Origin of the sequence: Streptomyces varsoviensis (genome assembly GCF_000718635.1) — a bacterium.
Classification (GTDB): Bacteria; Actinomycetota; Actinomycetes; order Streptomycetales; family Streptomycetaceae; genus Streptomyces; species Streptomyces varsoviensis.
In genome coordinates this window covers 1-13,107 of sequence record NZ_JOBF01000005.1, presented here as the reverse complement: position 1 = coordinate 13,107, position 13,107 = coordinate 1, and the positions used below count along the sequence as shown (strand labels likewise).

Here is a 13,107-nt window from a genome sequence, read left to right as displayed (position 1 = left end):
GCGGGAGGCTCAGGAGGGGAGCCGGAGGGCTCAGGAGGGGAGGCTCAGGAGGGGAGCGGGAGGCCGGCCGCGTGGAAGAGGCGGTCCCGGGAGGCCGCGGCCTCCGCGAAGACGGAGGCGGCCCTCTTCAGCGCCCCGTTCTCCTTCCGGACCTCGCCGGCCACGACGACCAGTTCGACGTTGCCGGCGTGCCCGCCCGCGACGATGGACGCCGCCACGTCCGTCGCGGGGAGGAGGTTGGGGTGGTCGAGGCGGACCATGATCAGGTCGGCCTCCTTGCCCGGGGTCAGGCTGCCGGTGCGGTCGTCGATCCCGCAGGCCCGCGCGCCTTCGATGGTCGCGAAGGACAGCAGGTCGGCGGCGTCGAACGTCGGCAGCCCGGGGGCACGGTCCATGGGCCCGGCGGCCCCGGCGACGACCAGTTGCTGGTAGGCGAGGGTGGCCCGCATGACGCCGAACATGTCGCCGCTCACGATCGTCTCGGTGTCGACGCTCAGGCTCGGGCGCACGCCGGCGGCGAGCAGCCGATTGGTCGCCGGCTGGCCGAGCCCCGGCATGAAGACCTCCAGCGCCCCGGCCACGGAGGCGGTCGCCCCGTGCGCGGCGAGCATCCGCAGTTCGTCATCGGTCGACGTGCAGAGGTGGATGAAGGTCATGTCCGAGTCCAGCAGCTTCGACTCGGCTAGCTGCCGTACGGCCTGCTGTTCCGCGCCCCACTCGCCGAGCCCCACATGCATGCTGATGCGCAGGCCGAGCTCGCGGGCGAGGTGGATGTCCCGCGCCGCGACGTCGGCGGTCGACAGCTCGGGGCCGCGCAGCATCGCGTTCAGCGTCACCCGCGCCGAGTCGTCGGACAGCACCTCCTCGCGGATGCGCCGGATGTCCTCGGGGTGCGTACGGTCGCTGCCGAACTGCCACTGCTCGGCTTCCGTGGACGGCCAGCCGTGGTCGAAGACGGCCCGGATGCCGGACTCCCAGTGCGCCGCGATCGCCGCGTCGGAGTGCTCGGGGCTGTTGCTGATGTGCGACTCGTCCCGGACGGTCGTCACCCCGGAGTCGAGGGACAGCAGGTCCGCCGCGAGGTTCCCGATGTGGACGTCCCGGGGTTCGAAGTGCTGGCCGAGGCCGATCTGCACCTGGTCGCGGTACTCCTGGTAGGTCCAGGCGGGGCCGAGGTTGCGCAGCGCGCCTTGCCAGTTGTGGCGGTGGGTGTCGATGAAGCCGGGGAGTACGGCCTTTCCCGCGCCGTCGACGACGCGGGCCCGGTCGTCGGTCAGGTCCTGGCCGATCCGGAGAATCCTGCCGTCGGCGATCAGGATGTCGCCTACGAGGTTGCCGAGTTGGTCGTCCTGCGTCATCACGTACGCGCCCTTGATCAGGATGCGGTCCTTGTGCTGCGGCTGGTTGGGGGACAACGGAGGTTCCTTTCGCGCCGGGTGCGGCACTGTCTTGCTCGGGTTCTTGTTCTTCTTGTGGGTTGAGCTTGCCGGGGAGCTGGGGGAGCTGGGGGAGTTGGGGGAGGCGGGTGGTCAGGGGCGCCCCTCGCTCCGCGCGGTGGCTCCCCTTGGGCGCCGGGAAGCGATCCAGACGGCGAGGAAGGTGAGCAGCGCCCCGAGAACGGTGAGGAGGGAGGGCGAGCGGCTGCCGGCCGGTACGGCGAAGTCCAGCGTGATCGAGCAGGCCAACTGCCCCGCGATCAAGGCCATGCTCAGCAGCAGTACCCCGATGCGCCGTACGAGGAAGGCCGACGCGCCGATGAACAGCACGCCGCACGCGCCGCCGAGGTAGACCCACCAGTCGGCCGGCAGCGCGTGGCCCGACAGGCCCGCCCCGCCCTGCCCCTCCTGGAAGAGGGTCTTCACGCCCAGGGCAGCGCCCAGGAACACGGCTCCGACCAGGAAGTTGAGCCAGGTCGCGGCCAGCGGTGAACCCGAGGCGGCCGTGGCAGCCCCGTTCAGCGACTGCTGGAGACCGAGCAGGAAACCGGCGGCGACGGCGGCGAGCGCGGGCAGCAGGATGGTGGCGGGCGCGGGGGTGCCGGCCAGGCGGGGCAGCGCCGAGACCACGGCGGCCACGAGGATGACGGCGGCCCCCAGCAGCCGGCGCCCGCCCGGCCGCCGGCGCGGCCCGCCGCCGATGCCCCGCGCGTCCACGGTGAGCCCGCCGAGCGTCTGGCCCGCTATGACGGAGACGGTGAACACGGCGATGCCGGTGGCCAGCGCGGCGGTGGACTGCGCGAGCGAGAACGTACCGCCCAGGACACCCGCCAGCAGATAACGCCTGGGCAGCCGCCGGTCCCGCGCGGCGCCGCCCAGCGTGCGCAGCGCCGCGCGCAGCGGAGGCGAGAAGGCCGCGATCAGGGTGATGAGGACGAGGCCGCCCGAGAAACTGATGGCCGCCGCGGCGATCCCGTCGTCGAGCCGATGGCTCAGTTCGCCGTTGAGCCGGGCCTGGACCGGCATCACCATGCCGGCCACCACGGCCGCGACGACGGGCCATGTTCCGCGCCGGGCGGCGGCCGACCCCGGCCGGGGCGTGGCGTCGTCCGTACGGGGCGTGGGGTCCGTACGGGGATTGGCGTCCGTATGGGGTGTGGCGTCGTCCGTACGGGGCGTGGGGTCCGTACGAGGCGGGGAGTCCGCACGAGGCGTGGAGTCCGTACCACGGGGGCGGGCGCCACCTGGGGCGCCGGACTCAGATCGTCTGCCGGGCCCCGTGGGTGCGGTGGGAGAACTCATGTCTTTCCTCTGGAAGGGGCGGGGCTTCTCAGGAGGCCGCCATCTGGGGGCTGTTGAGGGGGAGAGGGCCGGGGCCGCCCTGTAAGGCGGCCCGCGTCAGAGGGCCGTCGTGAAGCGCGTCCGCGCGATGTCGTCCAGGATCGACGGCTGTTCGGGGGCCCAGCCGAGCACCTGGCGCGCGGTGTCGCCCGTGGCCTGCTGGTCGAGCAGCAGCGCCTCGCCGAGCAGCCCGAGGCGGTCGAGCGTCTGGACGACGGGCTCGGGCTCGACCCGCCCGGAGAGGCCGAGGGCACGGCTGACCGCTTCCGATATCTCGCGCACGGTGGGGTTGAGCCCGCTCGCCCCGAGGAAGTACGAGCCGGCCGGGGCCTGCTCCAGGGCGAGCGCGTACAGCTCGGCCAGGTCGTCCACGTGGACCGTGCTCCAGTGCTGGTCACCGGGGCCGATCATGGTGAGCGCGGGGGCTTCGCCCGTGGTCCGCGCGCCGGCGGCGACGAGGTTCAGCAGGCCGCCGCCGCGCCCGTACACCACCGCCGGCGCGATCACCGACGTGCGGACGCCCGCCGCCTCGCGTACCCGCTCGGCGAGCGGCACCCGCCAGGCGGCGAGGCGCGGGGCGTTCATGGCGGACGACTCGTTGATCGCCGAACCGCTGCCGTGCACCCAGACGCCCGTGGTGTGCACGAAGGGCCGGTCGCTGCCGCGCAGGGCGTCGAGGAACGCGGTGACCGCGGTCTCGTCCACGGCCGCGCTCGTCCCGTCGCCGGGCGAGGCCACGTGTACGACGCCGTCGCTCGCGGCCGCCAGGCCGTGCAGGGTCGCGCCGTCGGACAGGTCGGCGACCGCCGGTGCGGCCCCCTTGGCCTGGACGGCCGCGGCCTTATCCGCGGTGCGCACCACGGCGGTCACCTGGTGGCCCTTCGCGACGAGGCGGTCGAGGACCGACGATCCGATGTATCCGGTGCCGCCGGTGAGCAGTACGCGCATGGTTTTTTTTCTCTTCCTCTTCCGTACGGATTCCTTGCCGGCCCCGGCGGGGGTCGGCCGAGTGGGGCCGGTCCTGACCGGGTGGGGCCGGTCTCGGCCGGGTGGGGCCGGTCCTGGCCGGGGCGGGCTGGGCGCCGGTGGCGGCCCGTACGTCAAAGGTCACAGCGGCGGGCTATCGTGTCCAACGAATGTTTTCGAAGACGTAATCGCCATTCGCGATAAGTGGCATGCGCGATGGATGAGAATGAGGGCGGGTGCGGCGGATGGATCAGAAGCGGCTGGAGTACTTCATCGCGGTCGCCGAGGAGCTGAACTTCACGCGGGCGGCCCAGCGGCTGCACATCACGCAGTCGACGCTCTCGGCGGGCGTCAAGACGCTGGAGGCGGACCTCAAGGTCGAACTGCTCGCCCGCTCGACCCGTTCGGTCAGGCTCACCGGGGCCGGTTCGGCCTTCCTCCCCGAGGCGCGTACCGCGCTGGAAGCCCTCGACCGGGCACGGGCCGCGGTCGAGCCACTGGCCACGGGGCTGCGCGGAAGCCTCACCGTGGGCGTGCTCAGCGGGCTCACCGTCGTCGACGTCCCCGCCCTCGCGGGGGAGTTCCACCGGCGCCACCCCGAAGTGCTGCTGCGCACCGAGACGTCGCAGCGCGGTACCGCGGGGCTGCTCGACCGGATCAAGGAGAGCCACGTGGACGTGGCCTTCGCCGGGGCCGAGATCCGGGACGAGCACCTGAGGGCCAGGCCCATCAAGCGGTACCACGTGCAGTTGCTGGTCCCGGCCGGGCACCCGCTGGCCCAGCGGGAGAAGGCGCGGCTCAGGGACATCGCCGCGGAGACGTTCGTCGACATGCCGGAAGGGTTCGGGCAGCGGCAGCTCGTGGACGACGCCTTCACGAAGGCCGGCCTGTCCCGCCGGGTCGGCATCGAGGTGTCCGATATCACCACCATCGCGGACTACGTCGCCCACGGCCTCGGCGTGGCGCTGCTCCCTCCCGACCTCGCGGAACGGGCCGGGGACGCGGTACGCGCCGTACCGCTCGCCGACGCCCGGCTCACCTGGCCCCTCAGCGTCGTCGCGTCGGCGACCCGGCCCCCGACGCGCGCGCTGCACGCGTTCCTCGACCTCATCCCGCATCACATCCGGCGGGACCGGGCGTTCTGATCGGCCCCCGGGGCGTGCCTTTCCGCCCCCCGGGGCGTTCTGATCCGCCCCCAGGGCGTTCTGATCCGCCCCCGCCCGGCAGCCGGGCGGGGGCGGGTGAGTGGCCGGGGGCGGGTGAGTGGCCCGGCGGGGGCGGGCTCGGCCGGTTACGCCGGCGCGTCGGACAGGTACGGGTAGTCGGTGTAGCCGCGGTGGTCACCGCCGTAGAACGTGGCGCGGTCCGGCGTGTTGTACGGGCCCTGGGCGGCCAGGCGGGCGGGCAGATCGGGGTTGGCGAGGAACAGCGCGCCGAAGGCGACCATGTCCGTGGTGCCGTCCTCGATCAGGGCGAGCGTCTCCGGGCCGGTGGGCTCGGGGTAGGTGAACGGATTGAGGATGAAGGGCCCGGGCCAGGCCGCGCGCAGACGGGTGGTCAGTGTCCGGTCGGCTCCCTCGACCATGTGCAGGTAGCCGAGGTTCAGTTCAGCTAGCCGGGTGACCAGGGTGGTGTATGTGTTCTCGACGTCTGCCGCGTCCGTCTCGGCGATGTCGTTGAAGGGGTTGCCGGGCGAGATGCGGAAGCCGGTGCGGTGGGCGCCGATCGCCGCCGCGACGGCGGCGGCCACCTCCACGCCGAAGCGGACCCGTCCGGCGGCGTCGCCGCCCCAGCCGTCGGTGCGCCGGTTGGAGTTGGGCGCGAGGAACTGGTGGATCAGGTAGCCGTTGGCGCCATGGACCTCCACGCCGTCGAACCCGGCGGCGATCGCGTTGCGCGCCGCGTCGGCGAAGTCGCCGATGGTGCGGATGATGGCGGCGGCGTCCAGCTCCCGCGGGGTGACGAAGTCCAACGGCCCCTGGTGGGTGAACACTTGCCCCTTCGCGGCGACGGGCGACGGCGCGACGGGGCTCAGGCCGTCCGGCAGCAGGCTGGGGTGGCCGATACGGCCCGTATGCATCAACTGCGCGAAGATCACCCCGCCGTCGCGGTGGACGGCGTCGGTGACCTTCCGCCAGGCGGCCACCTGCTCCGGTGAGTGCAGGCCCGGCGTGTCGGGGTACCCCTGGCCGACCGCGGAGGGCTGGATGCCTTCGGTGACGATGAGGCCGGCGCTCGTGCGCTGGCTGTAGTAAGTCGCCATCAAGTCGGTCGGGGTGGCCCCCGGACCGTAGGCGCGGCTACGGGTCATCGGAGCCATCACTATGCGGTTGGCCAGCGGCCGTCCGGCCACGTCGATCTTGGCGAAAGGGTTCGTCATGGGAATCTCCGTGTGGTCACGATGGATGGGGAGTTGGGGAGTTGGGGAGTGAAGGGAAGGGGGCAGGTGGCTGCGGCGTTCCCGGGCCGCTCGGCGGGCTGTTCTGATGAAGCCGCGGCCGGCAGGGAAGCGAGGGCCGTGCGTCGCATAACGCGTTACGGGGCGCAGTGCATGCCGCCGTGCCGCCGCGGACGGCGGGGAGCAGCCTTGGGGCGCCCTCGCCGGGGGCGGGGCCGGTGCGGGGCGGGCGCCGGGCGGGCGCGGGATCGGTGGTGCGGGGGCGGGCGCGGGATCGGTGGTGCGGGGCGGGGCGCGAGGGGGTCGGCCGCGCCCGGGTATTCGGCGGGTGCGTGGCTATTCGGTGGGTGCGTGGCTATTCGGCCGGGTGCCTGGCTATTTGGCGGGTGCTTGACTATCGATGGGCGCTCAACTACTCGGCGGACACTTGCCTTTGGGCGGGTATCCGGCTATTCGGCCGGGGCTTGGCGGCCGTGGTCCCGGAGCGATTTCTCTATCGTGTACGCGGCCGTGGTGAACATCTCGGCCTGTTCGGCCGTCAGGTCGCGGACGGAGATGTCCTCCAGGGCGCGCCACATATCGGTGATGGGCTGCCGGAGGGCGCGGCCGGCGTCGGTGAGGCTGACCACCATGGCCCGTCTGTCGTGTGGCGCGGGCTCCCGTGTGATCAGCCCGGACTCCTGCATGCGCCGCAGCGACTTGGAAACGGTGGAGTGGTCGAGGCCGACCCGTTCCAGCAGCTCGGCCTGCGTCCGGCCGTCCTGGTCGAAGAGCTGCATCAGCAGCAGTTCCTGCCCCGGGTGCAGGTTCATGGCGCGCAGCATGGCGGCGGCGTGGCCGCGGTGGGCGCGGGCGAGCTGGAAGATGGCGTAGCTCACTTGCGCGTCGCGCGCCGTGGCCGGCGGTTCGGGCGAGGTGCTGTCGGGCATCGCGGACATCGCTGCTCCTTGACCAATGTGAGATCTGAGTGAGAGGGACAGGCGCAGACCATCGTCGTGCGGCGCGCCGACGGCACGGGGGGCGGGGGCCGTGTGTGAACCGGGGCCGGGGGCTCCGGGGCGTAAGGGCTCTGGGGGTGAGGGTTCCGGGGGTGAGGGGTCCGGGGCGTAAGGGCTCCGGGGCGAGGACTCTCCGGGGGTGAGGGCTCCGGGGGCGTGAGGGGGCGTGGAGGTCGGGGGCGTGTGACGGCGGGAGCAGGCGGCTGGGCCGTGTGCCAGGCAAGGTTCGCGCCACGCCGCCAAGCCGCCCCGGGGGCGGCCCCCCATCAGTCGCTCCGGTGTGTTCGGCCGGTTGGGGTTCGGTCTGTTCGGTGGTTCGGCCGATTGGGTCCGGCCTGTTCGGTACGGCCTGTTCGGTGCGGTGTGTTCGGTGGTCCGGCTGGTTGGGTTCGGTGTGTTCGGTGGTCCGGCTGGTTGGGTTCGGTGTGTTCGGTGGTCCGGCTGGTTCGGTACGGCGTGTTCGGCGGTCCGGCCTGTTCGGCCCGGTCAGTTCGGTGCGCCCCGGCCGGTTCGACCGGTTCGGTCCGACCGGTTCAGTCCGGCCGGTTCGGCCAGTTGAGTCCGGCCGGCCCGGTCAGTTCAGTCCGGTCGGTTCGGCCAGACCACTCCGGCCAGTTCAGTCCGGCCGGGTCAGTCCGGCCCGGTTCAGCCGGGCCAGTTCCGTCAGCCGACGGTGAGAACGATCTTGCCTCGGCTGTGGCCGGCGTCGCTGGCCTGCTGGGCCTTGGCGGCATCCGCCAGCGGGTAGGTGGTGCCGACCGCGGTCACCAGCGTGCCGTCGGCGGCCTGCTGGGCCAGTTCGGCCAGCCGGGCGGCGGAGCGGCGCTGGGGGCCCTCGGCGAAGACGACACCGAGTTCGCCGGCGCGGAAGTCGGCGGTGGTGACGATCCGGTCGGTGCCACCGCGCAGGGTGATGGAGTCCTCCAGCGCGCCCTTGCCCGCGGCGTCGAAGACGGCGTCCACCCCCTCGGGGGCGAGTGCGCGGACCCGTTCGACCAGGTTCTCGCCGTAGACCAGCGGGGTCGCGCCGAGCGAGGCGACGTACTCCTGGTTGGCCGGGCCGGCGGTGCCGATGACGCGGGCGCCGCGGGCGACGGCGAGCTGTACGGCGATGGTGCCGACCCCGCCGGACGCGCCGTGGATCAGCAGCGTCTCGCCCGACGCGACGCCGAGCAGGTCAAGTACGCGGTCGGCGGCGTCGCCCGCCACCGGCAGCGCGGCGGCGTGCGCCCAGGCCAGGCCGGCCGGCTTGCGGGCGAGGACGGCCGCCGACGCCAGGGCGTACTCGGCGTACGCGCCGGTGTCGGGCCAGCCCAGCACCTCGTCGCCCTCCTTCAACTGGTCGACGCCCTCACCGACGGCGTCGACCACTCCGGCGACCTCCCCGCCGGGGGTGGCGGGCAGCGGCGTCGGGAAGACGGCCTCCAAGGCGCCGGAGCGGATCTTCCCGTCCACCGGGTTGACGCCGACGGCCTTGACGCGGACGCGGACCTGTCCGGGGCCGGGCTCCGGCGTCGCGATCTCCGCCTCGTGCAGGACCTCGGTGCCGCCGAACGTGTCGAAAACGATGGCCTTCATGACTGCTCTCTCCTCTGTCTCCTCAAGGGAATGCCGGTACCGGATGGCTTTAAGTGGCTAGCCACTTAAAAGCTAACACCAGTTGTGTGGCTAGCCAAGTAATGCCCCCGGCGGCGGTGATTGCGGGGCCCTGTCCCGTACGCCGCGGGGCGGCGGGGCAGCGTGCCGCGGCGGGTCGGGGCGCGGTGGGGGGCGGGGGAGTGCGGCGGGTCAGCGTGTGGCGTGGGCAGCCCGCGACGGCGGTGTCGGCGCGCGGTGGGGAGGCGGGGGTGCGGCGGCGCGGGCGGCACGCAGCGGGAGGCAGCCCGCGGCGGCGGGGCCGGCGCGCGATGACGGGTGGGAGCGCGGCGGCGGGCGGGGAGCGCGGCCGACGGGTGGAGTGCGGCGGCTGACGCCTCGATAGGGCCGGACCGTCCGGCCGCGCAGCGGCAAGCGGCTACGAGTGGTGGCCAGGGGCAGTCGGGCTCAGGCGCCGACGCGACGGGGCCCGGCGGTCCGGCCATGCAGCGCAGGGCGGCTACGAGCGGTAGCCGGGCCGGAGACACGGCAGGTCAGGGACGCGCCGCTATGGGCGGCCAAGGCCAACGGGTCGGGCGCCGGCACGGCGGGGCCCGGCGGCCCGTGGGGAGTGCGGCCGGCGGGTGGAGTGCGGCTGCGGGCGGCGCGCCCAGGCGGTCAAGCGGCCAGGTGGTCAGAGGGCCAGGCCCTCAGGCCCTCAGGCGGTCGGACGATCAGGCAGTCAGGCGCCCAGGCGACAAGACGACCAGGCGGTCCGACGGTCGGACGGTCGGGCGGTCAGGTGTCCAGGCGGTCAGAGGGCCAGGAGGCCAGGTGGTCCGGCGGCCAGGCGACAAGACGACCAGGCGGTCAGGTGGTCCGGTGGCCAGGCGACCAGGCGACCAGGCGACCAGGCGACCAGGCGGCCAGGCGGCTAGGCGGCCAGGTGGCCCGGCGGCCGGGCGGCCTGACGGTCAGGTGGTCCGGCGGTCAGGAGACCACGCGGTCAGGCGATCCGGAGACGAGACGGCCAGACGGCCAGGCGATCAGGTGGCCAGGCGATCAGAAGGCCCGGCGACCAGACGGCCAGGCAGCCAGCCGCTCAGTCGGCCCGTAGTGAGACCTGGTGGGCGAGGGCTACTAGCTCTGGGATCGCGGGGTGGCTCGGGCCGTCGCGCCAGGCGAGGGAGAGGGGGAGTTCCGGGGCGTCGGTGAGCGGGACGTAGACGACGTCGGGGTGCTGGTGCATCACGGCGGTGGCGGAGGTGGTCACGCCGACCGCCCGGCGGGCGGAGATGGCGGCGAGCCAGTCGTCGTTGTTGGCGACCGTCACCGTGGCGGTGGGGCGGCGGTCCGGCGGCCAGAGGTCGAGAGTCGTGCTGCCGGCGACGGTGTTCAGGGCGACGGGGCGGGCGGCGAGGTCGGCGAGGGTGAGTTCGGCGCGGGCGGCCAGGGGGTCGCCGGCGGGTACGGCCGCGAGCCGGGGTTCGGTGAGGATCACCTCGGTGACCAGGCCGGGGGCCCGTACCTCGCCGCGCAGCAGGGCCACGTCCACGGCACCGCGCGCCAGGCCGGCCGTACGGTCGTCGATGCGCAGGAATTCGAGCGGCGTCTCGGGGTGGGCGCGGCCCCACGCGAGGAGCAGCGGCGTCGTGTACGCGCCGAACGCCGACCAGGCGTGGCCGAGCCGTAGCGGCCACGGCCGCAGCCGCCCGGCGTCGACCGCGTCGTCGAAGGCGGCGACGGCCGCCGCGGCCTTGGTGCGGAAGGCGCGGCCCGCCTCGGTGAGTTCGAGGTGGTGGGTGGAACGGTCCACGAGCCGGGTGCCCAGTTCCGTCTCCAGGCGGCGCAGGGTGCGCGAGACGGCGGGCTGGGTGAGGTGCAGGCCGGCGGCGGCCCGGGTGACGCTGCCGGCCTCGGCGATGGCGAGGAAGCACCGGAGGTGGCGCAGCTCGATGGTCATGTCCATGGAGCATAAAGGCAGGGAAATAGGCATTTCACGCGGTGCCGGGCGGTACTTAGCGTGGGGTGCATGAATCGTGCACGTCTCGACGCCCGTACCGCTGACGCCCCGGGGGCGCCCCTGCCCGAGCCGCCAGGGGGTGCCGCGTCCACCGCTCCCGACGCGACCGCCTCGTCGGCCGCCTCCGCCGCCTCCGCCGCGTCCGCGTCCGCCGTCCCCGCCGCAACCGGTGGCGGCGGGCGGCTCACGTCGGTGGCGCTGGTGATCGGCGGGGTCGTCTCGCTCCAGTTCGGCGCGGCCGTCGCGGTGCTGCTCTTCCCGCGCGCGGGCGCCCTCGGCGTGGTGACGCTCCGGCTCGTACTGGCCGCCGTGGTGCTGCTGGTGGCCTGCCGGCCGCGGCTGCGCGGCCACGCGCGCGCCGACTGGCTGCTGGTGTGCGTCTTCGGGGCCGCCCTCGCGGGCATGAACACCCTCTTCTACCAGGCCATCGACCGGATTCCGCTGGGCGCGGCGGTCACGCTGGAGTTCCTCGGCCCGCTGGTGCTGTCCGTGGCCACCTCGCGGCGGCTCGTGAGCCTGGTGTGGGCGGCGCTGGCCCTGGGCGGGGTGTTCCTGCTGGGGCGCAGCGGCTTCGACTCCCTGGACCCGGCGGGCGCGGGCTTCGCCCTCGCGGCCGGGGCGCTGTGGGCCTCGTACATCCTGCTGTCCGCCCGTACCGGCCAGCGCTTCCCCAAGGCGGACGGGCTGGCCCTGGCGATGAGCGTCGCGGCGGTGCTCAGCATCCCGCTCGGCGTGGCGAGCAAGGGTGCCGCACTTCTCGACCCGGTGACCATCGGGCTGGGCGCCGCCGTCGCCCTGATGTCCTCTGTTCTCCCCTACACGCTGGAACTCCTCGCCCTCCGCCGCCTGCCCGCCTCGGGTTTCGCCGTCCTGATGAGCCTCGAACCCGCCGCGGGCGCCGCCGCCGGCTTCCTCCTCCTCTCCCAGTCGCTGTCCGCCGCCGAGGGCGTCGCCATCCTCCTGGTAGTGGTCGCGAGCGTCGGCGCCGTTCGCACGTCTTCGAGCCGGGGCGGACCATCGCGTCCCACGCCCGATCCGGTGCCGCCCGAGGAGTGACGGAGCGGGCTTGCGCCCGGTCCGTTGCTGTCGGGGGAGTGACGGGGCCTGTGCCCGGCCCGGCGCGTTGCTGTCGGGGGTGTGATGCGGCCTGCGCCCGGCCCGGCGTCGTCGTGGGTGTGAGGGGGCCTGTGCCCGGCCCGGTGCCGTCGGGGGTGGCGCGCGGCATACGGCCGATGCGGTGCCGTCCGCGGTGTGACGGGGCCTCCCCCCTGCCCGGCGCCGTCGGGGGTGTGACGGGGCCTGCCCCCGTTGCTGTCGGGGGTGTGATGCGGCCTGCGCCCGGCCCGGCGTCGTCGTGGGTGTGAGGGGGCCTGTGCCCGGCCCGGTGCCGTCGGGGGTGGCGCGCGACATACAGCCGATGCGGTGCCGTCCGCGATGTGACGGGGCTTGCCCCCCGACCCGGCCGGCGTCGTCCGGGGTGTGACGCGGCCTAGCCCGGCCCGGCGTCGGCCGGTGAGTGACGTGGCCTGCGGCTCGGCACCGTCGGGGGTGTGATGCGGCCTACGCCCGGCTCGGCGTCGTCCGGGATGTGACGCGGCCTGCGCCCGGCCCGATGCCGCCCGGAGAGTGAGGGAGTGAGGGGGCCTGCACCTGCCCCGGCGCCGTCCGCAGAGTGACGGGGGCCTGCCCCCGGCCTGGTGCTGTCGGGGGTGCGATGCGGCCTGAGCCCGGACCAGTGCCGTCGGGCATGTGACGGGTCTCCCCTCTGCCCGGCGCCGTCGGGGAGTGACGGGGGCCTGTGTCCGATCCGTTGCCGTCCGGGGAGGGGCGCGACCTGCGCCCGGCACCGCCCGGGGCGTGGTGCGGCCTGCACCCGCCCCCGCACCGCCCGGGGCGGGACGGCCCCGGGCCTGTCGTCGTCGGTCGCGGTACGCGCGGTGCGTTCGGTAGGCGCCGTGCGTTTGGTACGCGCGGTGCGTTTGGTACGGGCAGTGTGCCGGGCGCGGAAACTGGTGGGGCGTCAGTTTTTGACGGGCGGCGCTGTTCCGGTGTGGCGGGGGCGCGGCTACGGTCTGGCGGTCACGAACCTCATGGAAGCCCCATGGAAGCCTCAGGAAAGCCTCAGGAAAGCCTCAGGGGCGCCTCAAGGAAGAGGAGATGTCATGAGCAAGACAGATCCACTGGACGTACGGGGCCCGGGCGCGGGGGACGCGCAAGGCGCGGGGGAAGCGGCCGAGGCCGAACCCACCGTACGGCGCAGGAACGTGCTCCAGTACGGAGCGGTCACGGCGGGGGTGCTCGCGGCGGGTCTGCCGGCCACGGCCCGGGCCGCCGACGCCGGCGCCGCGCCGGCCGGGGCGGCGGCCCGGC

Annotated in this window: 10 protein-coding genes; 3 read left to right on the top strand and 7 right to left on the bottom strand. The window is 74.1% G+C overall.

Translation table 11 applies throughout. From position 1 onward, the window contains the following. Positions 1–44: 44 nt before the first annotated feature. The 3 genes from IF55_RS10080 to IF55_RS10070 form a co-directional block, all read right to left on the bottom strand. Positions 45–1,415: an amidohydrolase family protein gene (locus tag IF55_RS10080; RefSeq protein ID WP_030880973.1), complete on the bottom strand. Its 1,371-nt coding sequence runs from the start codon at positions 1,413–1,415 to the stop codon at positions 45–47. 114 nt (positions 1,416–1,529) lie between these two features. Then, positions 1,530–2,738: a DMT family transporter gene (locus IF55_RS10075; protein ID WP_245661137.1), complete on the bottom strand. Its 1,209-nt coding sequence runs from the start codon at positions 2,736–2,738 to the stop codon at positions 1,530–1,532. Between the two features lie 96 nt (positions 2,739–2,834). Then, a complete protein-coding gene (locus IF55_RS10070; RefSeq protein ID WP_030880968.1) occupies positions 2,835–3,725 on the bottom strand; it encodes an NAD-dependent epimerase/dehydratase family protein in 891 nt (296 codons plus the stop codon). Positions 3,726–3,988: 263 nt separating this feature from the next. Between IF55_RS10070 and IF55_RS10065 the strand changes: the two genes are divergently transcribed. Next, positions 3,989–4,888, top strand: coding sequence for a LysR family transcriptional regulator (locus IF55_RS10065; RefSeq protein ID WP_030880965.1), 900 nt, complete (start codon positions 3,989–3,991; stop codon positions 4,886–4,888). 146 nt (positions 4,889–5,034) lie between these two features. On the opposite strand, the gene IF55_RS10060 is transcribed toward IF55_RS10065, so the two are convergent. From IF55_RS10060 to IF55_RS10045, 4 genes are all read right to left on the bottom strand, one after another. Continuing rightward, positions 5,035–6,123, bottom strand: coding sequence for an alkene reductase (locus tag IF55_RS10060; RefSeq protein WP_030880962.1), 1,089 nt, complete (start codon positions 6,121–6,123; stop codon positions 5,035–5,037). A gap of 467 nt (positions 6,124–6,590) precedes the next feature. Further along, positions 6,591–7,070: a MarR family winged helix-turn-helix transcriptional regulator gene (locus IF55_RS10055; protein WP_030880960.1), complete on the bottom strand. Its 480-nt coding sequence runs from the start codon at positions 7,068–7,070 to the stop codon at positions 6,591–6,593. A gap of 732 nt (positions 7,071–7,802) precedes the next feature. Further along, positions 7,803–8,717, bottom strand: coding sequence for an NADP-dependent oxidoreductase (locus IF55_RS10050; RefSeq protein ID WP_030880958.1), 915 nt, complete (start codon positions 8,715–8,717; stop codon positions 7,803–7,805). 1,099 nt (positions 8,718–9,816) lie between these two features. Continuing rightward, on the bottom strand, positions 9,817–10,677 hold the full coding sequence (locus tag IF55_RS10045; protein ID WP_030880954.1) for a LysR family transcriptional regulator: 861 nt from the start codon (positions 10,675–10,677) through the stop codon (positions 9,817–9,819). Positions 10,678–10,746: 69 nt separating this feature from the next. Between IF55_RS10045 and IF55_RS10040 the strand changes: the two genes are divergently transcribed. Next, positions 10,747–11,793: an EamA family transporter gene (locus tag IF55_RS10040; protein WP_078644046.1), complete on the top strand. Its 1,047-nt coding sequence runs from the start codon at positions 10,747–10,749 to the stop codon at positions 11,791–11,793. Positions 11,794–12,899: 1,106 nt separating this feature from the next. Further along, on the top strand, positions 12,900–13,107 hold a 208-nt coding region (locus IF55_RS10035), incomplete at its 3' end, for a hypothetical protein (protein WP_048831833.1).